This is a genomic window from Mangrovimicrobium sediminis (assembly GCF_004745945.1).
In the GTDB taxonomy this organism is placed as follows: domain Bacteria; phylum Pseudomonadota; class Gammaproteobacteria; order Pseudomonadales; family Halieaceae; genus Mangrovimicrobium; species Mangrovimicrobium sediminis.
This window is the reverse complement of sequence record NZ_SRLE01000012.1, coordinates 202,191-224,278: the sequence shown is the minus strand read 5'-3', so window position 1 is coordinate 224,278 and position 22,088 is coordinate 202,191. Positions and strand designations below refer to the sequence as shown.

17 protein-coding genes are annotated in these 22,088 nt (G+C 64.5%); 3 read left to right on the top strand and 14 right to left on the bottom strand.

Features of this window, described 5'->3' with window-relative positions; all coding sequences use genetic code 11:
- Positions 1 to 140: 140 nt before the first annotated feature.
- The gene (locus E4634_RS17275; RefSeq protein ID WP_135445907.1) at positions 141 to 1,445 is read right to left on the bottom strand and encodes a UDP-glucose dehydrogenase family protein; all 1,305 of its coding nucleotides are present in this window, start codon (positions 1,443 to 1,445) and stop codon (positions 141 to 143) included.
- A gap of 159 nt (positions 1,446 to 1,604) precedes the next feature.
- Between E4634_RS17275 and E4634_RS17270 the strand changes: the two genes are divergently transcribed.
- Positions 1,605 to 2,906 carry a serine hydrolase domain-containing protein gene (locus E4634_RS17270; RefSeq protein WP_167854959.1) on the top strand — a complete coding sequence of 434 codons (1,302 nt, stop codon included), beginning with the start codon at positions 1,605 to 1,607 and terminating at the stop codon, positions 2,904 to 2,906.
- Between the two features lie 67 nt (positions 2,907 to 2,973).
- Here the strand turns inward: E4634_RS17270 and E4634_RS17265 are convergent, their stop codons facing one another.
- The 9 genes from E4634_RS17265 to E4634_RS17225 form a co-directional block, all read right to left on the bottom strand.
- Positions 2,974 to 3,489 (bottom strand): VPLPA-CTERM sorting domain-containing protein, encoded by a 516-nt coding sequence (locus tag E4634_RS17265; RefSeq protein WP_135445905.1) that lies wholly within the window; start codon positions 3,487 to 3,489, stop codon positions 2,974 to 2,976.
- A gap of 374 nt (positions 3,490 to 3,863) precedes the next feature.
- On the bottom strand, positions 3,864 to 4,310 hold the full coding sequence (locus E4634_RS17260) for a VPLPA-CTERM sorting domain-containing protein (RefSeq protein WP_135445904.1): 447 nt from the start codon (positions 4,308 to 4,310) through the stop codon (positions 3,864 to 3,866).
- A 499-nt stretch (positions 4,311 to 4,809) separates the two neighbouring features.
- A complete protein-coding gene (locus E4634_RS17255; protein WP_135445903.1) occupies positions 4,810 to 5,355 on the bottom strand; it encodes a PadR family transcriptional regulator in 546 nt (181 codons plus the stop codon).
- A gap of 122 nt (positions 5,356 to 5,477) precedes the next feature.
- The gene (locus tag E4634_RS17250; RefSeq protein WP_135445902.1) at positions 5,478 to 6,143 is read right to left on the bottom strand and encodes an exonuclease domain-containing protein; all 666 of its coding nucleotides are present in this window, start codon (positions 6,141 to 6,143) and stop codon (positions 5,478 to 5,480) included.
- 2 nt (positions 6,144 to 6,145) lie between these two features.
- On the bottom strand, positions 6,146 to 8,023 hold the full coding sequence (locus E4634_RS17245) for a DUF294 nucleotidyltransferase-like domain-containing protein (protein WP_135445901.1): 1,878 nt from the start codon (positions 8,021 to 8,023) through the stop codon (positions 6,146 to 6,148).
- Between the two features lies 1 nt (position 8,024).
- Positions 8,025 to 8,492, bottom strand: a complete 468-nt coding sequence (locus E4634_RS17240; protein ID WP_135445900.1) for a hypothetical protein — start codon at positions 8,490 to 8,492, stop codon at positions 8,025 to 8,027.
- A 302-nt stretch (positions 8,493 to 8,794) separates the two neighbouring features.
- Positions 8,795 to 10,525 carry a sodium:solute symporter family protein gene (locus E4634_RS17235; RefSeq protein WP_135445899.1) on the bottom strand — a complete coding sequence of 577 codons (1,731 nt, stop codon included), beginning with the start codon at positions 10,523 to 10,525 and terminating at the stop codon, positions 8,795 to 8,797.
- Positions 10,526 to 10,536: 11 nt separating this feature from the next.
- Positions 10,537 to 10,806, bottom strand: a complete 270-nt coding sequence (locus E4634_RS17230) for a DUF4212 domain-containing protein (protein WP_135445898.1) — start codon at positions 10,804 to 10,806, stop codon at positions 10,537 to 10,539.
- Between the two features lie 93 nt (positions 10,807 to 10,899).
- Entirely contained in the window at positions 10,900 to 12,246 is a 1,347-nt protein-coding gene (locus E4634_RS17225) for a DcaP family trimeric outer membrane transporter (protein WP_206046927.1), read from the bottom strand.
- Between the two features lie 380 nt (positions 12,247 to 12,626).
- Between E4634_RS17225 and E4634_RS17220 the strand changes: the two genes are divergently transcribed.
- Positions 12,627 to 13,304: a response regulator transcription factor gene (locus tag E4634_RS17220; RefSeq protein ID WP_206046926.1), complete on the top strand. Its 678-nt coding sequence runs from the start codon at positions 12,627 to 12,629 to the stop codon at positions 13,302 to 13,304.
- Positions 13,305 to 13,325: 21 nt separating this feature from the next.
- Here E4634_RS17220 and E4634_RS17215 read toward each other — a convergent pair whose 3' ends face one another.
- A complete protein-coding gene (locus E4634_RS17215; RefSeq protein WP_135445897.1) occupies positions 13,326 to 14,675 on the bottom strand; it encodes a malonyl-CoA decarboxylase domain-containing protein in 1,350 nt (449 codons plus the stop codon).
- Positions 14,676 to 14,849: 174 nt separating this feature from the next.
- On the opposite strand from E4634_RS17215, the gene rep reads away from it, so the two are divergent.
- On the top strand, positions 14,850 to 16,847 hold the full coding sequence (gene rep / locus E4634_RS17210; protein ID WP_135445896.1) for a DNA helicase Rep: 1,998 nt from the start codon (positions 14,850 to 14,852) through the stop codon (positions 16,845 to 16,847).
- Positions 16,848 to 16,869: 22 nt separating this feature from the next.
- Here the strand turns inward: rep and E4634_RS17205 are convergent, their stop codons facing one another.
- The 3 genes from E4634_RS17205 to E4634_RS17195 all read right to left on the bottom strand — a co-directional run bounded on the left by E4634_RS17205 (position 16,870) and on the right by E4634_RS17195 (position 21,862).
- Positions 16,870 to 17,409, bottom strand: a complete 540-nt coding sequence (locus E4634_RS17205) for a hypothetical protein (protein WP_135445895.1) — start codon at positions 17,407 to 17,409, stop codon at positions 16,870 to 16,872.
- Positions 17,410 to 17,546: 137 nt separating this feature from the next.
- Complete coding sequence (locus tag E4634_RS17200; RefSeq protein WP_135445894.1) at positions 17,547 to 20,714, bottom strand: efflux RND transporter permease subunit; 3,168 nt, start codon at positions 20,712 to 20,714, stop codon at positions 17,547 to 17,549.
- Between the two features lie 8 nt (positions 20,715 to 20,722).
- Positions 20,723 to 21,862, bottom strand: coding sequence for an efflux RND transporter periplasmic adaptor subunit (locus tag E4634_RS17195; protein ID WP_135445893.1), 1,140 nt, complete (start codon positions 21,860 to 21,862; stop codon positions 20,723 to 20,725).
- Positions 21,863 to 22,088 lie beyond the last annotated feature (226 nt).

Below are 22,088 nucleotides of genomic sequence, written 5' to 3'. Positions count from 1 at the left end.
AACCTTAAAGCAATTATTACGCCGATACAAAAATTATGTGTTCAAACAGTGAGATAGCTCACATTAAAAATATCGGAATGGTGACACTGTAAACGTTTATGACACATGTGTGACAACTTCAGAGTGGGGTAGTGCGCAGCTCAGCGGCCAACACAGGTATAGCGGAAGCCGTACTCGGCCATCATCTTCGGCTCATAGACATTGCGCAGGTCGATAAAGGCGTCGCCGCGCATGCTGGCCTTGACCCGCGGCAGGTCCAGCCCGCGGTAGGCGTTCCACTCGGTGAGCAGGACCACCGCGTCGGCACCCTCGATGGCGGTGTAGATATCGTCGGCATACTCTACTGAGTCGGGCAGCAGGGCCTTGGCCTCACGCATGCCCTGCGGGTCGTGGGCAACAATCACGGCGCCCTTGTCCACCAGCGGCGGCAGGATGGACAGCGCGGGCGCGTCGCGCATGTCGTCGGTCTCCGGTTTGAAGGTGAGGCCGAGCACCGCGATGCGCTTGCCCGCCTCGGAACCGTCCAGCGCGTGGCGCACTTTCTGCACCATGCGCGCCTTCTGCGCGGCGTTGACCTCGACCACGGATTCCACGATGCGCGAGGACACGCCGTACTCCTGGGCGGTGCGTACCAGCGCCAGCGTATCCTTGGGGAAGCAAGACCCGCCATAGCCGGGCCCCGCATGCAGGAATTTCTTGCCGATGCGCCCATCCAGCCCCATGCCGCGGGCCACCGCGTGGACGTCCGCGCCCACCGCCTCGCACAGTTGGGAGATTTCGTTGATAAAGCTGATCTTGGTGGCGAGGAAGGCGTTGGCGGCATACTTGATCAATTCCGCACTCTCCAGGTCAGTGACCAGGATGGGCGCCTCGATCAGGTTGAGCGGCCGGTACAGTTCGCGCAGCAGCGACTCGGCGCGTGAACTCTCCACGCCGAGAACCACGCGGTCGGGGCGCAGGAAGTCACTGATCGCCGCGCCCTCGCGCAGGAATTCCGGGTTGGACGCGACATCGAAATCCGCACCCGGGTTGGTCTCGGCGATGATGCGCCGCACCTGTGCCGCGGTGCCCACCGGTACCGTGGATTTATCCACCACCACGGTATAGCCGCGCAGGTGCGGCGCGATGTCCCGGGCGGCGGCATACACGTACCCGAGGTCGGCGTGGCCGTCGCCGCGCCGCGTGGGTGTACCCACGGCGATAAACACGAGATCGGCCTCGGTCACCGCCTCCGCCAGCGCGGTGGTGAAGCGCAAGCGGCCGGCCTCGCGGTTGCGGGTGACCAGGCTGGAGAGGCCCGGTTCGTAGATAGGGATCTGCCCCGCCGTAAGCGCATCGATGCGCTCCTGGTTGAGATCGACACAGACGACATTTGCGCCAAATTCGGAAAAGCACGCACCGGAAACCAGGCCCACGTATCCCGCGCCGATCATCACCACATTCATAGTTGTCTCTCTTTCAAAATTTTAGTGCCGGCATTGTTCAGTGCCGACGTGAAACATGCAAGCTGCAGGCCATCTGGTGGGTGCGCGGCGCCTCCGGGGGCGCTTTTCCCTATGCGCTGTGGGGTATATGCTAGACCCCGCCAGATCGGGAGAACCACCATGCTTGCCTGCCTGACCAGAAAAGCCCTCGCCAACCCCTTCCGCCGGGTCGCAATCCCGGACGATCTCGACAGTATTACCAGCATAGATGACAAAGCCGAGATTCCCGCGGAGGAGAGCGGGCTGCAGCCGGACGCCGCCGAGGCGATCTGGGACGCCACCCTGGGCCTGTACCGCACCGGTGTGCACCCGCTGATCAGCATCTGCCTGCGGCACCGCGGCAATATCCTGCTCAACCGCATCGTCGGCTACCAGAAGGGCGACGCGGCAGACCCGAAAGCGGTGGTCGCCAAACTGAACACCCCCATCTGCCAGTTCTCCGCCGCCAAGGGCGTGAGCGCCATGCTTCTGCACCTGCTGGCCGAACAGGGCGAGATTCACCTGCTCGACCCGATCAGCTATTACATTCCGGCCTACGGTTCCAACGGCAAGCACAACACCACGATTTTCCAGCTGCTGGCCCACCGCGCCGGCGTTCCCGGCGTGGGCGAGCGGGTCGACCCCAGGGAGTTGTTCGACCGCGAGGCGATTGTCGAGCGCATTTGCGCCGCAAAGCCGCTGGACTACCACGGCCGCACCCAGGCGTACCACGCGATCACCGGCGGCTTCATCATCGACGAGTTGATACGCGTAACCACCGGCCTCACCGCGCAGCAGTACATGGACCGCCACTTCCGCAAGCCGCTGAAGATGCGCTACTTCCGCTACGGGCTCACCCGGCGCGACCTGCCGCGGGTGGCCATGAACTACGCCACCGGCCTGAAGCCCGGGCCCATCGTGGGCGGCACTTTGGAAAAAGTGCTGGGGGTCGGTGTGGACGAGGCGGTCGATCTGTCCAACACCGAGGAATTCCTTACCGCGGAGTTGCTGGCGGCCAATATCTACAGCACCGCCGAAGAGGCGGGCCGTTTCTACCAGATGATGCTCGACGGCGGGGTGTACGAGAACCGCAGGGTAATGCAGCCGCTGACCATCCACCGCGCCACTCAGGAAGCGGGCAAGTCGCAGATGGACGCATCACTCAAGATGCCGATGCGCTACAGCGCGGGGTTCATGCTGGGGAACTCCCCGTTCGGCCTGTATGGCCCCAACACCCAGCACGCTTACGGCCATCTCGGCCTGTCCAACGTGCTGTGCTGGGCGGACCCGTCACGCGAAATTGCCGTGTCTATCCTGACCACGGGCAAACCGGTGGTGTCACCCCACCTGGTGGAGATGTTCAAAATGTTGTTTGCGATTTCCCGCCACTGCCCTATCACCCGGAACATGCGCCAACCCAACGAGAATTGGCTGGCCGCGTAAACGGCCAGCCAGTCGGATTAAAGCATTGTCCCGATCCGACGCGCCGGGAGCAGCGCGTCTTAAAGATTCAGGCGGTCTGTACCTGGCGGCGACGCATCACCGAGCCCAGGCCCAGCATGGCTGAGCCAAACAGCCAGGCGGCTGCGGGGACCGGCACGTTAGTGACCACGATATCCCAGACACAGTGCGTGCCCTGGACACAGGTGCCCACCGCCGTGTTGCTATCCATCACTGAATAACCTTTGGTTCCACTGGGGTCGCCGAACATATCGACGTTGCTCGCCCAACCAGCCCCCGCTTCACTCAGCGTGAATTCGGTGAAATAGCCGTACAGCGTGATGGACTCGCCCGCGTCGAGCGACAGGGTGACTACCCGGTCGGTCTCCTGCAGGACAACGTCGATCACCACCTCGAAATCACCGGAACCACCAAGCTTGGTGATATTGATAACATCGAGAAACGGCGCATTGGGGTGTGGGTCGTCAAAATAGATTGTCGCAGCCTGGGAAGACAGCGGCGCGGCGATGCCCGCGGCCAGGGTGACTGCCGCGAGAGTATTACGAATGTGGCCAGAATGTTTCATAACGGTCCGAAGCCTCCTCGAAGAGGGCTTGTGGAAGATATGGGTGCATTGTTACCACGCTGGCGGGGGTTGTCTCGGGTCGCCTAGTTACAGCTTACAGAGGGCCTGACCGACGGGCGTGTATTCCTTTACGCGTGCCCAGATCATGGTGCCTGGACGGACTCACACGCTGTTCGAATGTGAGTAACTAGAACTGTAGACCAATTCGTCAGGCTGTCAAAAAAACTGTCAAAATGTGATGCATTGCGCACTATTACAGCGCGCGCAGGATTCAATGCCGCCGATCGACGCAGCGCAAAGGATCAGGGGAGCTGTGGGGAAACCTGCCAGGTCGCCAGGCGGCGACCTGCCAAGTAGAGGAAGAGCGGTGTGTGTCAGGCCGCCTGTTGCCCGCGACGGCGCATGATGCCACCGAGGCCGAGCAGGGCCGAACTGAACAACCATGCCGTGGCCGGCACCGGTACGTTGGTGACCACGATATCCCAGACACAGTGCGTGCCCTGGACACAGGTGCCCACCGCCGTGTTGCTGTCCACCACCATGTAGTCCTTGGTGCCGCTCGGGTCGCCGAACATGTCGACGTTGCTGACCCAGCCGCTACCGGACTCGCTGAGGGTGAACTCGGTGAAGTAACCGTAAAGGGTGTAGGACTCGCCTGCCTCGAGAGTCAGCGAAACAACCCGGTCGGTCTCCTGCAGGACTACATCGATCACGAAATCAAAATCACCGGAACCACCAAGCTTGGTGATGTTGATGACGTCGAGATACGGCGCGTTGGGATGCGGATCATCGAAGTAGACCGTGGCGGCCTGAGAGGCCATTGGCGCCGCCAGCACTGCCGAAGCAGCGCATGCAAGCGCCAGCTGCTTTGTGCGTTTTGTCAGAGCGTTCATAACCTTATGTACCTCGTTTAGGTGACCAATAGAACTGCTTTAACCAGTTGATGACTTTTACAACGGGAACTCATGGACCCGGCCAGAAGCCTAGCCAGCAGCACGCTAACGATGGTGAAATTATTGTGAAGCTGTATGACAGCGTCCTTCCATGGACGGCCACTGTCGGGGCTAGATCGCACTTGGTTAAAAAAGCAGCACATTCCGTGCCACCACAATAAAATCAAAGACTTAGCGATTTTCGGCGATTTTGGGCAGGGAAACTTGAATCAAAAGTGTGCGCTAGGTCACAGTTTGTGCACTCAAGATGCGCGGTGAGCCGGCCGCGAGCACCGGCTACACAAGCAGCCACCCGTCGCAATCACGATATGTCTCAGGGCGTCCAAGAGCCTGCAGGCGCGGGTTCCCGGGCGGCGTGCCGGCGCACTCAGGCGGGCTCCACGGTAGAGAGCAACGCCAGCGCCTCGTCACACCAGGCCAGAAATTGCTCGCCGTGGGAAATGCCGGCGGCGAGCGCCAGGTAGACCCCCTTGTGACGTGTGGGTAGCGCCGCTGGCTCGGCGTAGTGGGTGCGGCGAACTTTCTCGTACAAATAAAGCCGCTGCATCATGTCCTCGCGACGCTGGGTGATCTCATTGGCCAGGTGCTGCGCGTTCTGGGCGTTGAGGTTGTAGAGCTTGAGCAGCAACTCGTCCTTCGCACTTTGCATGCGCGTCTTGCCAAACACCCAGTCGGCCAGGGCCTCGCGCCCGGCCTGGGTCAGCCCGTAGACGATGCGATTGGGCTTGCCGCTTTGCTGGACCTCGCGCCGGTTCAGCCAGCCCTTGTCGGCCAGTTTGTGCAATTCCTGGTAGATCTGCTGGTGGGAGGCCTGCCAGAAAAAGCCCAGCGATGTCTCGAAGTCTCGAGACAGTTCCGAGCCTGACAGGTCTGCATCGAGCAGCGCTGTCATGATTGCATGGGCCAGGGCCATGGGTATCCCCGCAGAAAAATGACTGGCGGAAAGAATAGACGCTACGCGCCCTCGTTGCATGGACCTTTGTGGGTGAGTTGCCCGAACTGTGCGGGTGGGCCGGGGTTTCGGCCCGCGCCGGGCTAGGGGGCGAGCAGTGCCCCGAGCGAGGGGCCGCCGCGATGCGTGGCGTGTGCGAGGAGGAGTTCGGCGGTGGCCAGGGCATCGACCAGCGCGTTGTGCGCCGCCGCCCGCGGCAGACCGTAGCGGTCGCGACAGCCCTGCAGGCGCAGGTCACCCTGGCGAATGGGCTGGTCGCGGCGGCGCATCAAGGCCTCCTCCAGCAGCAGGGTGTCCACCACCGGCATCAGCAGTGGAGCGCCGTGGCGCTCGCGCGCGATCTCGTCGAGGAAGGCGAGGTCCAGGCGCGCGTTGTGGAATACCAGCGCCCTGCCCTGCGCCGCCTGCAGCAGCGCATCGAGTACTTCACCGGGGTCCTGCGCGCTGTCGAATTCGCAGTCGCGCAGGTTGTGGATCGCCGCGCTCTGGCCGACACTCTGCCGCGGCCGGGCCAGGATATGCCGCGCGCTGTCCAGGTGGATCGCGCCGCCGTCGATAGCGACCCAACCGAGGCTGAGCAATTCGCCGTCGGCGGGATCGAGGGCGGACATCTCGCCGTCAACCGCGAGGAAAGAGACTTCCCGCCAGTCGCTCGAAGTGGATGGCAAGGGCACCTGCCAGCAATTGCGCAACGCTCCTTGTCGCAACTGGCGTCCCTGCAGCAGGCGTCGCAGTCGCAGTCCCCACATGACTACAGCCCCGCGCGATAGGTCTGGCGCACGGAGGACTGGGCTTCGTCGATAATGGTGAAGGCATCGCGCAATTGCTCCCTTGCCATCTTGGGCAGGTCCCGGGGGTTGAGGAAGTTGGAGGGCGCCTCACCGCGCAGCACCTGCTCGCACTGGTGCTTGATGCGCAGCTGCTGCACATAGTGCAGGGCATCCGACAGGTTGCGGCTGTCCGCGATACCGAGGTGACGCTGGTGGGCCAGCGCTTCCAGGCGCTCGTCAGTATTCACCGCGGTGATCTTGTGCGCCAGGGCGTGCAAGCGCACGATCTCGGTGACCGGCAGCACACCGCGCTTTTTCAGGTCCAGCTCGTCGCGGTGCTCGCCACCGCGCTCTACCACGAAGCGGCGGAAAATCCCCAGCGGCGGCGGGTTGTCGAGCACGTTGGCGGCCAGCGCGGCGAGGAAAATGGAATTGCGCGAGGACTGTTCCAGCATGGTCGCCTGCAACTGCTCGGCGAGTTGTTTCTCGCCGTGCACGCAGCGGATATCGAAGAAGATACTCACCCGCATCACGGCGTCCGGGGTCGGCGCCCGCGCCCACTTGCGCACGGTCTCACGCCAGCGCGAGAGCGGCTGGCGCCACTCCTCGGTCTTCGCCATGATACCGCCGGGACAGTACTTGTAGCCGCACTGGGCGAGACCGTCGCAGACCAGTTCCGCGACCTGGCGAAACCAGGGCAGCTGCGCCTCGGTAACGCTGTTGTCGATCACCATGCCGTTGTCCTGGTCCGCGCCCAGCAACTGCTCCGAGCGCGCCTGCGAGCCGAAGCCGCACCAGCACCAGGGTACCGGGGCGGGACCGAAACGCTCCTCCGCCAACTGGATCAGCCGTACCGTCACCGCATCGGAAATCGCCGTGAGAATACGGCTGACTTCGCGGGCGCGCATGCCCGCCTTCACCCACTGCACCATCAGGTTGGGCATACCGGCGAGCAGTTCGCGGATGCTGTCGGTATCGTGCTGCCGCGAGATGTGCTGCACCAGGTACACCGGGTCTTCCTGGCGCGCCAGGATCAGGTCCGAGGTGGTCACGATACCGACCGTGCGGCCAGCTTGCTTCACCGGCAGGTGGTGCAGGCCGTAGCGGGTCATCAGCAGGGTGCTGTCGAACAGGCTGTCCCCGGCCTGCACCGAGACCACCTCGCGGGTCATGATCTCGCTCACCGGCCGCTGCGGCGAGACCCCCTTGGCCACGCAGCGCACGCGCAGGTCGCGGTCGGTGACGATACCCAGCAGTTCGTCGTCTTCCACCACGAAGGCGGAGGACACCCGTCGCTCCGCCATGGCCTGGGCTGCGCGCTGGATGCTCTGCTGCGGCGCCACGGTCAGCAGGTTGGTACTCATCACCGTCTGCACTTCGCGCAGCATGCCGTTGGGTTCGGGCTGGTAGCGGGCGGCCCGGCGCAAGCGCCGGTTGCGCTGCGCGCTGAAATAGCGGTCGAAGTCGCGGTCTTTCTCGCGCAGGGCGCGGTAGTCCTCGTCCGGGAGCAGGTAGAACAGCGCGTCCTCGATCACGGTGGCAACGACAACACCGCGCTCGGCGTTGAGGTTGGCGATGTGGAAACTCTCGCCCTCGCCGAGGCGATCGAGCAGTTTGTTGTCCGCATCGCGCAGGTCCACCGCGCCGCTGCGCAGCACGCGCAGGCCTTTCTCCTGGGTGTCCGCGTCGAAACGCTCACCCTGGCGGTGGTAGCTGATGCGAATCCGGGCGATGACCGGGTTCAAAAGCTCCGGCGCCAGGGCGTTGAAGGGCAGGGTCAGCGCGACAAACTCCGCGATGCTCGCCAGCTCCGGCGTCTCCAGACCCTCGGTGTTGTGGGCATCGGGTTCGGCGGCCATATCAGGGCTCCCGTGGCTGCACGAAGGTCGTGGCGGCCTCACCGAAATAGCTGCTGCCGCCGGCGCGCGCCACCAGGTGCAAACGCTCGTCCGGCGCGGGGACGGCAGCCAGTGCGATACGCCAGCGCAGGCCCTGGCCGTCGGAGGGCCGCATCGGCTGCGGTTGTACCTGGGCATCCTGATTACCCAGGCCAACCAGCACACCCTCCAGCGGATGGGAGGCGACCAGCTCGAACTCCGGTCCGGAGGGGCCGCTATCCAGGGTCAGGTGCAGTCGGAAATCGGCATTGCGCAGGTCGCAGGCGCCGCTGGTCCAGCGGCAGTTGCTCTGCTCCACCAGGGGGTAGGCCTGGCCCGGCTGAGCCGGGGCGGCCTTCTCACCGGCAAAATGGCCGACGCCGAACCAGGCCAGCAGCGCCAGCACCGGGGTCACCAGCATGGCGACGATAATGTGTTTATTCTTGAACAAGGCAGGTTCCGTAATCACTGATAGCCCGGCACCGCTTGCCATTCTATCGCCCGACAGATGGCTGGGAAAACAGGGCATCGATAAAAGGTAGTTCGCGAGGCTGGAGGGAGGGGTCAGAGCCACGGCTCTGACCCCGGGCCGCAATCCATGAGAGAGGGGTCAGAGCCGAGGCTCTGACCCCGGTATAGCTCCCGGACAGTCTCCCCTGGAGAGGGGTCGGAGCCGCGGCTCTGACCCCGGTGAAGCCCCACCAAAAAAAAGGGGAGCACCGCGAGGTAGCTCCCCAATCACGCACCACGCGATCAGTGTCCGGTTGCCTCCGAGGCACCTACCGGAATACGAATGTGCTCTACCAGTTCCTGTACTTCCTGCGGCGGCGCGGCGGTGACCTTGGAGACACCGATTGCCACTGCGAAGTTGACGATGGCACCGACCACGCCGAAGGCGTTGGGCTCGATACCCAGGAACCAATTCTCCGGGGTATCGCCGAGGAAGGCCGTGCCGGGGATGAACATGATGCCCTTGTGCTGGAACACGTAGAACAGGGTGACGCTGATACCGCCGACCATGCCGGCGATCGCGCCCTCCTTGGTGATGCCCTTGGAGAAGATCCCCATCATCAGTGCCGGGAAGATCGAGGATGCCGCCAGGCCAAAGGCCAGTGCCACCGTTCCCGCCGCGAAGCCCGGCGGGTTGAGGCCGAGATAACCGGCTCCGGCGATTGCGAAGCCCATGGCGATACGACTGGCCATCAACTCCGACTTTTCACTGATATCGGGTTTTATCATGCCCTTGATCAAATCGTGGGAGATGGCCGAGGAGATCGCCAGCAACAGGCCCGCCGCAGTGGACAGCGCCGCCGCCAGGCCACCGGCAGCCACCAGCGCGATCACCCAGTTGGGCAGCTTGGCGATCTCCGGGTTGGCCAGCACCATGATGTCGTTGTCCACCTTGACCATCTCGTTGGTCTCGGCGTTGGAGGTGTACTGGATCAGGCCGTCGCCGTTCTTGTCCTCGAAGCCGAGCAGGCCGGTCTTCTCCCAGTTGCGGAACCACTGCGGGCGTTCCTCGTACGCGATGTACTGGCCGGGTTCAGGCTCGATGGTCTGCATCAGGTTGAGGCGCGCCATGCCGGCCACTGCGGGGGCAGTGGTGTAGAGGATGGCGATGAACACCAGCGCCCAGCCCGCGGAGGAGCGCGCGTCCTTCACCTTGGGTACGGTGAAGAAGCGGATGATCACGTGGGGCAGGCCCGCGGTACCGATCATCAGGGACATGGTGTAGGCGAACATATTCAGCGTTGATAGCCGCACACTGGTCGTGTACTCGGCGAAGCCGAGATCGGTCACCACCTGGTCCAGCTTGTCGAGCAGGTAGACGTCGCTACCGGCCATGGTGCTGCCCAGGCCCAGCTGGGGCAACGGGTTGCCAGTCAGCTGCAGGCTGATGAAGATCGCCGGTACGGTGTAGGCGAGAATCAGCACGCAGTACTGCGCGATCTGCGTGTAGGTGATGCCCTTCATGCCACCGAGCACCGCGTAGAAGAACACGATGATCATGCCCACATACAGGCCGGTGTCGTAATCCACCTCGAGGAAGCGGGAGAAGGCCACGCCCACACCCTTCATCTGGCCGATAACATAAGTGACCGAGCAGATGATCAGGCAGACTACCGCCACCGCACGCGCGGACTTGGAGTAGAAGCGATCACCGATAAACTCCGGCACCGTGAACTTGCCGTACTTCCGCAGGTAGGGCGCGAGCAGCATGGCGAGGATCACGTAGCCGCCGGTCCAGCCCATCAGGAAAACCGAGCCGCCATAGCCCATGAAGGCGATAAGACCGGCCATGGAGATAAACGAGGCCGCAGACATCCAGTCCGCCGCGGTGGCCATGCCGTTCTGTACCGGGTGAATGCCGCCGCCGGCGACGTAGAAGTCCTTGGTGGATCCGGCACGCGCCCAGAAGGCGATGCCGATGTAGATGGCGAACGTCAGGCCCACCACGATATAGGTCAGGGTTTGCAGTTCCATGTCGTGGTCTCCTAGTCGTCTTCGCCCACACCGAACTCACGGTCCAGTGCTGCCATCTTGCGTGCGTAGTAGAAAATCAGTACCACGAACACGTAGATCGATCCCTGTTGGGCGAACCAGAAGCCAAGCTTGTAACCACCCACGCGGAACTGGTTGAGGAAATCCACCAGCAGGATGCCACAGCCGTAGCTGACCACGAACCAGACCACCAGCAGCTGGACCACCAGCGCCAGGTTGCGCTTCCAGTAAGCGCGGGCCTGTTCTTCATTCAAAGGGGACATCAGATACCTCCTCGGATATTGTTATGATTGTCGCTGCCCCGATACTACGCGGGGCAGTGACAGCAGGCTCTTGGACTTTGGTCTAGGCCGTTCTCAGAAGCCGTACTTGGCCGCGAACTGGAAGCGACTCAGGTCGCCGCTGCGGCCATCCTCCAGCTCTTTCTCCGCCCAGATCAGCTCCCCGCCGAAGCGCAGCTTCGGGTGCGGCTGGTAATTCAGGCTGGCGTGCATCGACTGGTACTCGCTGGCCAGGCCGTCGGCGCCGGCGAAGTCGTTGCTTCCCGGGTTGTCCACCTGGGCCATCGAGTAGGAGAAGGTGCTGTGCCACTTCGGCGACCACACGTGGCGGTAGGCGATGAAGCCGCCCCACTGGTCGGTGGTCTGGATGTCGCCGCTGGTGTCGACATAGCCGTCGTTGAAGGCGTTGAGGCCCATGTAGCGGCCCAGCGCGTCGCCGTAGTTGAACATGAAGCGCAGGTCGTCCGCGCCGATGCCCCACTTGCCGGCGAAGCTCAGGGCGTAGCCGTACTGCGAGTCGTTGGCGCCTTCCACGCTGAGGTTGGAGCGGTCCTCGTAGCTGAGCTCGCGGCCCATGCCGGCGATCGACCAGGACAGGCTGCCCATGGTCGCGTTGTAGCGCGCGATCAGGTCCGGGATACCCTCGTGGTCGTTGTCCCAGGCCACGCCATTGAGGCGGGTGGCCGCGTTCTCCACCGCCAGTTGCAGGCCGCCCATGGTCCAGCGGACCTGCGGCTGGCGCACGAAGATGGTGCCCACCGGGCCGACGAAGTCGAGGTTGTCCGGCAGGGCGCCGACGTTGAAGAACGTCGACCAGCTCTGGCCGGCCATGATCGAGCTGCCCTTGGCGTAGTCCCACTGCAGGAAGGCGTGGCGCAGGCGCGAGTTCCAGGAGTTGGAGATGCGCTCGTCGCCGCTACCGCTGAGGATAAAGTCCAGCTCGATACGCGAGGATATCTTGCCCACGTCGGTCTCGGTCGCCGTGGTGAAGAAGAAGCGCGAGGTCTTGGCGTGCAGGTTGGTCGAGGTGTAGGAATCCCCGCTGCCACCGGCCGGTTCCACCGGGATCAGGGAGGGCACGAGGAAATCGTCGATCAGGTTGTTGCCGGGCTTGCCCTCGCTGTAGTCAGAGGCGATGGCGTCCAGCTGGATGAAGCCGCCGTAGGTAAACTTGGTGCCCTTGGCCATGGGCCGGGCTTCCTCGATATCGGCAGCGTTGGTCTTGATGCTTTCACTGTTGGCGGTGATCGCCTGTTCCTGGACGGTGTCCGCATCCTTGTTGGCGGCCACCATGGCCTTCAGCTCGGCGAGCTGGCGTTCCAGTTCGGCGATGCGTTCCTCCGCAGTCGCGGCCTGGCCAGTGGCGGCATAGGTCATGGAGCCAAGAGCCAGCAAGGCGGCGGCAAGGGGTTTTTTATTCATCGTGCGCTCCCTCTGTTAGCGTTTGTGTGGATGAGCCCGCACAGTATTAGCCCCCTGCCGGGGCGCGACCCATTAGACCTTGGTCAAAATTGACCGCCGCTGTAGACCAAAGTCGAATACCCGCCCCGCACCGGGCGCCTACACTAATCCACCTGTTCTAACCCCCCGTAGGCCCCGCCTGGGGTCTGCTGTGTTGCCGGGCAACGCGTTTGCCCGGCTTTTTTTGGGTACCTCCCTGCTTCCACGTACTTTTGTTTGAGTACCCGAGTGTGAGTGCCTCGCCGTTACACAGCCCGTGACCGGCGCCAACCGCGGGGCTTGCCAGCCCGCGGTGGTGTCCGGACAATACAGCTATAACTACAAGCAGGGACTCACCACCAGTGAACGCCACCACGCTTTGTATTCTGGTCGCGGACGATCACCCGCTGTTCCGCAGCGCCCTGGAACAGGTGATCACGCAGGCCTACCCCGAGGCGCAACTGCTCAGCGCCGATAGCGTCGCCGCCCTGCAGGCGCAGGTCGAGGCGCACGCGCAGATCGACCTGCTGTTGCTGGACCTGCACATGCCCGGTGCGCTGGGTTTTTCGGCGCTGTCCTGGTTCATCGGGCAACGCCCGCAAACGCCGGTCGTGGTCGTCTCCGCCAATTCCCACCCGGAGACCGTGCGCCGCGCCATAGACCACGGCGCCGCGGGCTTTCTCTCCAAGTCGTCGGATGTCGCCACCCTGCAGGGCAGCATCGGCCGGGTATTGGCCGGCGAGCGCGAACTGCACCCGGGGCTGGACGCCAACGCCAGTGGCGCCTCCCTGCAGTCGCTGGATGTGGCCGATGCCCTGTCCAACCTCACCCCGCAACAGTTCCGCGTCGCCTCCATGCTGGTGGAGGGACTGCTCAACAAACAGATCGCGTGGGAATTGAACGTAAAGGAAGCGACCATCAAGGCGCATATGACGGAGATTTTCCGCAAGCTGGGTGTGCAATCGCGCACCCAGGCGGTACTGGCGTTATCCAGCCTGGCGGTGGAGCCGCCCGGGGACCTGGCCGCGCCGCCAGCCTAGGGCCGGCGCGCGGGAGCGGGCTCAGTCGAGCAGGTTGGTGATGGTCTTGGACACCGAGATCACGCCCTGGTCGAAGTAGGCCTCGTGGTTCTCCTCGATCTTGCCGAGGTCGTACAGGTAGTTGACCATCATGCCGGCGGCCTGCTCGCGACCCTTGGCGGTGAGGTCCGCACCCCAGTGCATGCGGTGCAGGCGGGCGCCGTTGCCGAGGTGAAAACGGGCGACCGGGTCCCTGGCCAGCACACCGGACTTCTCGCGCACCAGGTAGTGGGCGCACAGTTTCATCAGCGCCTCCTTGGTCTCCGATTCCACCACCTTGCCCACCGGCGCCTTGACCCGCGCGATCATGTCCTCGTCGACCAGTTCCGAGAGGTCCGCGTTCAGCAGCCAGCGACGGAAGCCCGGCACCGGCGACAGGGTCACGAACTGCTTGAGCCAGGGCATCTCCTGCTTGAGCTCCTCGACCACGCTCTTGATCAGGAAGTTGCCGAAGGAGACGCCGGCGAGGCCGCGGTGGCAGTTGCTGATGGAATAGAAGACGACGGTATTGGCCTTGCTGCTGGGCAGCGAGTCGCGATCCTGGTCGAGCAGGGGCGCTATGGCGCCGGGGATCGCGTCGGTCAGGGCCACCTCGACGAAGACCAGCGGGTCGTGTTCCAGCGCCGGGTGGAAGAAGGCGAAACAGCGGCGGTCGTCGCGCAGGCGGCTGCGCAGGTCGTCCCAGCCGTTGATCTCGTGCACCGCCTCGTAGGCGATGATCTTTTCCAGTTCCAGCGCCGGGGCGCCCCAGTCGATGTGGCGCAGTTCCAGGAAGCCTTTGTTGAACCAGGACACGAACAACTGGCGCAGGTCGTGTGCTACGGGCTTGAGCTCCGAGTGGTCACGCTCCAGATCGAGGATCTGCTCGCGCATCTTGACCAGCACCGCGGTGCCCCCCGGCGCCATGTTGATGCGCCGGAACAGCTTCTGCCGCGGCGACTCCATGGCCTTGGACAGGTTCTGGAAATGCTTGCGCGAAGGGTCGCCGACGTAGGCAGTGGCCGCAGCCTGCACCGCCTCGCTGTCGGGTTCGAAGTCCCGCGCCAGGCCGCGGAAGAAGGCCAGGCGATCACTGGCGTCCGCGCGCTGGTACTTGTCGAGGATATCCCGCGCCAGGGCCAGCCCCGACGCCTCGCCGCGGTGGTACAGCAGCTCCCGGCACTCCTCGAGCAGGGCCTTTTCCGCCGCGGTGCCCGGGGAGCTGATCAGCCCGCGCCGGGTGAGGATCACCCGCCCCACGTCCATCACCGAACCCAGCATGCGCGCCAGCGAGCGCTGGCTCACGGCGGGGCTGTCTTCGGCGGTTTCGGGCAGGGACTGTTCTGTACTCATGGGATAAAACCTCTGTTTTTCCCGGGAATTCCGTATCCCGGAGGGGGTAGTGATGATCCGTGTTCTACCCCAGCGCGTCAACTCCCGCCCCGGCGACCGGCGGTCCTGTGCAAGCGCGCGGCAGCGGGGTAAACTGGCCGGCCTGTCAGTGCCGGTAACCACCCAGAACGCCCCGTGAGCCAACTCAACCCCCGACAGCGCGAGGCCGTGCGCTATATCGACGGCCCCCTGCTGGTGCTCGCCGGTGCCGGCTCCGGCAAGACCAGCGTGATTACCCAGAAAATTGCCTACCTGGTCGAGAATTGCGGCATCCGCGCCAACCGCATCGCCGCCGTGACCTTCACCAATAAGGCGGCGCGGGAGATGCGCGAGCGCGTCGGCAAGCTGCTCGGCGGGGGCGCCAGCGAGGGCCTGACGGTGAGCACCTTCCACCAGCTGGGCCTGAAGATCATCCGCACCGAGCGCCGCCAGCTGGGCCTGAAAAACGGCTTTTCCATCTTCGACAACCAGGACGGCCAGGCCCTGGTGCGCGACCTGCTGGTCAGCGAGCACGGCGCCGACGGCGACCAGGCCGGCAACATCGTACAGCGCATCTCGCAGTGGAAGAACGACCGCGTGCTGCCCGAGCAGGCGGTGGCCGCGGCCCAGGGTCCGGCCGAGATGCTCTGCGCCCAGGCCTACCTGCGCTACCAGCGCGCCCTGCGCGCCTACAACGCGCTGGACTTCGACGACCTCATCCTGCTGCCCACCCTGCTGTTCGAGGAGCACCCGGATATCCTCGAGCGCTGGCAGAACCAGCTGCACTACCTGCTGGTGGACGAGTACCAGGACACCAACGCCAGCCAGTACCTGCTGGTGCGCCAGCTCATCGGGATGCGCGGCGGACTCACCGTGGTCGGCGACGACGACCAGTCGATCTACGCCTGGCGCGGCGCGCGGCCGGAGAACCTCGGCCAGTTGCAGGAGGACTTCCCCGGCCTGCGCGTGGTCAAGCTGGAGCAGAACTACCGCTCCACCGGGCGCATCCTCAACGCCGCCAATACCCTGATCGCCAACAACAGCCACCTGTTCGACAAGTCCCTGTGGAGCGAGCTGGGCCCCGGCGAACCGCTGCGCGTGCTGCAGTGCGCCGACGAACAGGACGAGGCGACCCAGGTGGTGGCGGAGATCATCGACCACAAGCTGCGCAAGGGCGGCCGCTACGGCGACTACGCCATTCTCTACCGCGGCAACCACCAGTCGCGACTGCTGGAACTGGAGCTGCAGCAACAGCAGGTGCCCTACCATCTTTCCGGCGGCACCTCCTTCTTCGCTCGCAACGAGGTCAAGGACGTCATGGCCTACCTGCGGCTGCTGCTCAACCCGGACGACGACAACGCCTTCCTGCGCATCGCCAACGTGCCGCGGCGCAAGCTCGGCGCCACCACCCTGGAAGCCCTGGGCCAGTTCGCCAACGGCGTGCACTGTTCGCTGACGGCGGCCATCGGCCGTGTCGACAGCAGCCAGATGAACGAGGCGGGCCTGGCCCGGCTGCGCGAGTTCCGCAACTGGCTGGACGGCGTACGACGCGCGGTGGACGCCGGCGACGGCATCGCCGCGGTGCGCAGTATGCTGCGCGACATGAACTACTTCGAGTGGCTGCGCTCGCAAAGCTCCAGCCGCGAGGTCGCCGAGCGGCGCATGAGCAACGTGGATTTCCTGGTCGACGGCCTGCAGCGCCTGATGGGCGAGGACGAGGTCGGCCTCGACGAGGCCATCTCGCGCATGGTGCTGCGCGACCTGCTCGAGCAGCAGGAGGAAGAGGCCGCGGGCCCCGAATCGGTACAGTTGATGACCCTGCACGCCTCCAAGGGCCTGGAGTTTCCCCACGTCTACATCATCGGCATGGAAGAAAAACTGCTGCCCCACCGCAGCAGCATCGACGAGGGCAATATCGACGAGGAGCGCCGCCTGGCTTACGTCGGCATTACCCGCGCCCGGCAGAGCCTGACCATGTGTATGGCGCGCAAGCGCCGCCAGTTCGGTGAGAGCATCGACTGCGAACCCAGCCGTTTTATCGCGGAGCTGCCACAGGATGACCTGCGCTGGCAGGGCCGCGAGGACGACGCCCCCGAGGCCAACGTGAAACGCGGCCAGGAGACCCTGGCCGGTTTGAAGAGCCTGTTAGGCTAGATGAAGATGGCGCGCGCCGCGACTAGCGGATGCGCACGTAGGGGTCGATCGGGTCGCAGCCGTCGGTGTACAGGGTGTACTTGTAGTCGATGTCGTTGTCCGGGATGCTGCCGAACACGATCGGGTTGACGGTGCGCTTGGTGTACGCGGGAGTGGTCATCGTCTCCAGTGCCGTCGGGCCCTCGAACGGGTCGAAGATCACGTTGAAGTCGAGGTCGAAGGGGCTGAAGCCCGTGGGTGAGTTGGGGTCGAGCACCTTGGGCGCCCAGGCCAGTTTGCGCGGCGAGTCATTGCGGTCGATGGTGACCGAGAAGTTGGTGACGTACACCGGGCAATCCGGGCTGCCGTTACTCCCTGGCGACACGATTACGAAGGTGTACAAGGTGTCACCGGCGGCGGTCGTCGGGCTCGCCGAGCCGCCCCCCGATTTGACCGTGTCGGAGACCTCCGTCGCCGCCACCGCGGTTCCGCCGGCCAGCAGCGATAACGCGACCGCTGCGCCGGTCAGGGCGCGACGCCCCTGGATTGCACTGCCCTTTACCCTGTAAAAAACTGCTTTCATAACCTACTCCTTGTTGCGTTGGATCGGCGCCGGTTTTCTTCCGTAGGCACCTCTTGCTTCCTGTTCCTGTAGCGGAAGCCTGCACGTAGTTTAGTGCAAGGCCGTCAACGCGCGAGACCCCGAGGCGAGAAAAGTACCTATTCGGGCGTTTCTGTGGTGTGCTCGGAGGTTTTCGGTGTATGCATGCCAAGCCGCGCCTTGAGTTTCTCGCGCTGGGCCTGGACGATGGCGTAGAAACCGGGAATGAACAAGGTACCCACCAGCAATGCGGCGAGCATACCGCCGAACACGGTCAGCCCCAGCGAGCGCTGCCCCGCCGCGCCGGCACCGGAGGCCAGGACCAGCGGCAGGATACCGAGGATGAACGACACCGCGGTCATGCACACCGCGCGAAAACGCAGGCGGCCGGCCTGCCGGGCGGCATCGAGAATGCCCACGCCCTCCTCCTCGCGCAGGTGCCGGGCAAACTCGACGATAAGAATCGCATTCTTCGCCGCCATGCCGATCAACAGCACGATGCCGATCTGCGCATAGAGGTTGAGCGCGAGTCCGGCGAGGTTGAGTGCCAACAGCGCGCCACCGATCGCCATCGGGACCACCAGGATGATCGCCGCGGGAACCGACCAGCTTTCATACTGCGCAACCAGGAACAGGTAGACGAACACCAGCGCCAGCAGATAGGCGTAGATCGCGCTCTGTCCTGCGGCCTGCTCCTGGTAGGCCATACCGGTCCAGGCCGTGGCGTAACCGTTGGGCAGGACCTGTCGCGCCAGTTGCTCCAGCTTGCTCATCGCCTCGCCGGTGCTGTAACCGGGGGCGACATCGCCGTTGATCGGCGCAGTGCGGAACAGGTTGAAGCGGGTCACCACGTCCGGGCCGAGAATCGGTCGTGTGCTCACCAGTACGCTGAGCGGGACCATGCCGCCATAGCTGGATTTCACGTAGTACTTGTCGAGGTCCGACAGGTCCGAACGGAAGTCCGACTCGGCTTGCATCACCACCTGGTAGGTCTGGCCGAACTTGTTGAAGTCGTTGATGTACAGCGAGCCCATCTGCGCCTGCAGGGTGGCGAATATCTCGGACAGCGAGACACCGAGGCTCTTCGCCTTGACCCGGTCGATGTCGATAAAGTATTGCGGCACGTTGGCGCGGAAAGCGCTGAATACGTTGCGCAGCGCCGGCGACTGGTTGGCCTCCACCAGCAACTGGTTGAGGGCGCCGGAGAGCTCCGCCGGCGGGCGCGACAGGGTGTCCTGCAGCATCATCTCCAGGCCGCCCACCGCACCGATACCGGGCACTGCCGGCGGGGTCAGGGCGAATACCGAGGCCTCGGGAACCTCGGTAAAGGCGCGCACGTTGGTACGCTGGGCCACTGCGAAGGCGGACTGTTGGCTGTCGTCGCGCTCCTCCCAGGGCCGCAACACGACGAACAGGGTGCCGGCGTTGCTCGCGCGCGCGCCGGAGAGAATGGAGAAACCGGTGATCGCGGTGACCGATTCCACCGCCGATTCCTCGCGCAGGATATCCGACACCTTGTGCATGGCGTCCTCGGTACGCTGCATGGAGGACGCGTCCGGCAGTTGCACGCTGACGAACATCACGCCCTTGTCCTCGGCGGGCACAAAACCGGTCGGCGTGGTGACGAAGCCAAACAGGGTCGCCCCCATCCAGGCCACGAACAGCAGCGCGACGATGCGCAGGTGGCGCAGCACCCAGCCCACGCCGCGGCTGTAACGCTCGGTGATCGCGCCGAAACCCTGCAGGAAACGCCGGTACCATGCGGCGGTGTGGGCCTCGCCCGGGCGCAGCAGCAGGCTGCACAGGGCCGGACTCAGGGTCAGTGCCACCAGCGATGAAAACAGCACCGCCACGCAGATGGTCACCGCAAACTGCCGGTACATGACACCGGTGATCCCCGGCAGCAGCGCCACCGGAGTGAACACCGCGAGCAGCACCAGGGTGGTGGCGATGATCGCGCCGCCCACCTCGCGCATGGTCAGTTCGGCGGCGCGCGCGGGCGTCATGTCCGGGTCCTCGCGCAGGTGGCGATCGCAGTTCTCCACCACCAGGATGGCGTCGTCGACGACAATACCGATGGCCAGGATCAGGCCGAACAGGGTCACCGTATTGATGCTCATGCCGGCCAGCATGAGCACCACGAAGCTGGAGATAAGCGACACCGGAATGGCGATGCTCGGCACCAGGGCCGAACGCCAGCTGCCGAGGAATACGTAGGTGACCGCGATGACCAGGAGTACCGCCTGTACCAGGGACATGATGACCTGGGTGACCGCGGTTTCCACGTAGCGCGTGGTGTCGTAGCCGATCACGTATTCCATGCCTTCGGGGAAGCGCTCGGCCAGTTCCGCCACCAGCGTGTCGATACTCTCCCCCACCTCCAGCGCGTTGACGTTGGCCATCTGGTACAGCGCCAGGTTGACCGCCGGGCGGCCGTTGGTCTCGCCGAAAATGCCGTAGCTGGCCTGCCCCAGTTCCACGTCGGCGACGTCCTTCAGGTAGATGGCCGAGCCGTCGGTGCGCGCGCGCAGCACGATGTTCTGGAACTCCTCCACGTCCTCCAGTCGGCCCTTAGTCTGCAGCGTGTACTCGGTCTGCAGGGCGCCGTCGAAGGGCGGCGCGCCGATCTTGCCCGCCGCGACCTGCACGTTCTGTTCGCGCAGGGCGCTGGCGATGTCCTGTACCGAGAGGCCGTACACCGCCATGCGGTCCGGGTTCAGCCACAGGCGCATTGAGTATTCCGCCTCGCCGAGGATGCTCACCGAGGACACACCGTCGATACGCGACAGCGCACCGAGCAGGTTGATCTTCACGTAGTTGGAGATGAACTTGTAATCCAGCGAGCCATCGGTGGACTGGAAGCTGATGATCTTCAGCATGTCCGGCGATCGCTCGGCGATATTCAGGCCGATGGCGGTCACCTCCGAGGGCAGCGAGGACTCCGCCAGCTTGACCCGGTTCTGCACGCGCACCAGCGCCATGTCCGGGTCCGCGCCGACCTCGAAAGTCACGGTCAGCGAATAGCTGCCGTCGTTGGCGCTCTTGGAGTTCATGTAGATCATGTTCTCCACGCCGTTCACCGCATCCTCGATGGGAATGCCCACGGTGGCCTCGACGATCTCCGCCGAGGCGCCGGGGTAGGTGCCTGAGACGACAATGTTGACCGGCGAGATGGCCGGGTACTCGTTGATCGGCAGCAGGTTGATGGCCAGCAGACCGGCCAGGGTCAGCGCGATGGAGATGACCATCGCGAACTTGGGGCGGTGTATGAAAAACGCGCTGAACATGGCGGCGGCTACTGGGCGGGCGGGGTGGCAGGCGCGGCGGCGGGGCCATCGACACTGCGCGCGGTGACCGTCATGCCCGGGCGCACCAGTTGCAGCCCGCGCACGATCACCTGGTCACCGGCGGCCACGCCGCCGTGCACGCGCACCAGTTGGTCCATGCGCTCGCCGAGTTCCACGTTGTGACGCACCACCACGCTGCCCTCTTCCACCGTGAGCACATAGCTGCCCTGCTGGTCCACCTGCACCGCCGCCTGGGGCACGAACAGTCCCTCCACCAGCGTGGTGCGCTGCAGGATGACCCGCACATACTGCCCGGGCACCAGCAGCGCGTGGGGGTTGGGGATGGCGGCGCGCGCCTCCAGGGTGCCGGTCTCGGCGTCCACCCGGTTGGAGAAGTAGTCCATGTAGCCGACCTCGGGGTAGCTCACCCCGTTGGCCAGCTCCAGGGTCACCTCCAGCGCGCGCAGGCGCTCGACATCGATATCGCGGGTCAGGTCCGCGCCGAGCGTGGCCAGGTAGGTGGTCTCGCTGACCTGGAACAGGGCCTCGATAGGGTCGATGCTCACCAGGGTGGTCAGGTTGCCGGAGTTGGGGCCGACCAGATCGCCGACGCTGGCGATGCTGCGCCCGATGCGCCCGGTGATGGGCGCGGTAATAGTGGTGTAACTGAGATTGACCTCGGCGCTGGTCACCTGCGCCTCGGCGGACTTCAGGCGCGCATCGGCATCCAGCTTGGTGGCGGTCAGGTTGTCCATTTCCGCCTGCGAAATGGCCCCCTTCGGCAACAGCTCCTTGCCGCGCCGGAAGTTGCGCTCGGCATTCGACTGCACGGCCACCGCCGCGGCCAGCTCGGCCCGCGCCCGCGCCAGGGCGGCGTCGTACTCGGAGGAATCGATGGTATACAGCACCTGCCCGGCCTGCACGACCTGGCCCTCGTCGAACTCCCGCGTGGTCAGGTAACCGGACACCCGCGCCTGGATGGCGACGTCGTCGCGAGCCTGCAGGCGGCCCACATACTCCCGCTTGGGCTGGTACGGCTCCTCGACGACGGTATCGACCACCACCTGCACTTCGCGCGGCGGTGGCTGCTCGCCGGAACAGGCCACCAACAGGAACAGCAACGCGACCACGGGGACGCAGCGCTTCATGGGCACACTCCTTACAGTTGCGCCTGCATTCTAGCAGCATCCGGGGGCGTGATGCGGGCCTGCGTCCGTTTGGGTCGACTCTGTGTCCATTTTTTTGCTCGGGACGCCGGCTGGAAGATTGGGTCGTGGCCGGAGGTGTCAGCCCTTCCAGGGTTCGAAAAGCACACTCACCCTGGAAGGGCTGACACCTCTGGCCGTGCGACATCGTTTTGGCCGCGAGACGGCC

Excerpts from the sequence above, each read along its gene's own strand:
- E4634_RS17225 (WP_206046927.1), bottom strand. The coding sequence starts at position 12,246 with ATGAATAAAAAACCCCTTGCCGCCGCCTTGCTGGCTCTTGGCTCCATG.
- E4634_RS17265 (WP_135445905.1), bottom strand. The coding sequence starts at position 3,489 with ATGAAACATTCTGGCCACATTCGTAATACTCTCGCGGCAGTCACCCTG.
- E4634_RS17215 (WP_135445897.1), bottom strand. The coding sequence starts at position 14,675 with ATGAGTACAGAACAGTCCCTGCCCGAAACCGCCGAAGACAGCCCCGCC.
- E4634_RS17230 (WP_135445898.1), bottom strand. The coding sequence starts at position 10,806 with ATGTCCCCTTTGAATGAAGAACAGGCCCGCGCTTACTGGAAGCGCAAC.
- E4634_RS17195 (WP_135445893.1), bottom strand. The coding sequence starts at position 21,862 with ATGAAGCGCTGCGTCCCCGTGGTCGCGTTGCTGTTCCTGTTGGTGGCC.
- E4634_RS17245 (WP_135445901.1), bottom strand. The coding sequence starts at position 8,023 with ATGGCCGCCGAACCCGATGCCCACAACACCGAGGGTCTGGAGACGCCG.
- E4634_RS17235 (WP_135445899.1), bottom strand. The coding sequence starts at position 10,525 with ATGGAACTGCAAACCCTGACCTATATCGTGGTGGGCCTGACGTTCGCC.
- E4634_RS17260 (WP_135445904.1), bottom strand. The coding sequence starts at position 4,310 with ATGGCCTCTCAGGCCGCCACGGTCTACTTCGATGATCCGCATCCCAAC.
- E4634_RS17205 (WP_135445895.1), bottom strand. The coding sequence starts at position 17,409 with ATGAAAGCAGTTTTTTACAGGGTAAAGGGCAGTGCAATCCAGGGGCGT.
- E4634_RS17275 (WP_135445907.1), bottom strand. The coding sequence starts at position 1,445 with ATGAATGTGGTGATGATCGGCGCGGGATACGTGGGCCTGGTTTCCGGT.
- E4634_RS17255 (WP_135445903.1), bottom strand. The coding sequence starts at position 5,355 with ATGGCCCTGGCCCATGCAATCATGACAGCGCTGCTCGATGCAGACCTG.
- E4634_RS17250 (WP_135445902.1), bottom strand. The coding sequence starts at position 6,143 with ATGTGGGGACTGCGACTGCGACGCCTGCTGCAGGGACGCCAGTTGCGA.
- E4634_RS17200 (WP_135445894.1), bottom strand. The coding sequence starts at position 20,714 with ATGTTCAGCGCGTTTTTCATACACCGCCCCAAGTTCGCGATGGTCATC.
- E4634_RS17270 (WP_167854959.1), top strand. The coding sequence starts at position 1,605 with ATGCTTGCCTGCCTGACCAGAAAAGCCCTCGCCAACCCCTTCCGCCGG.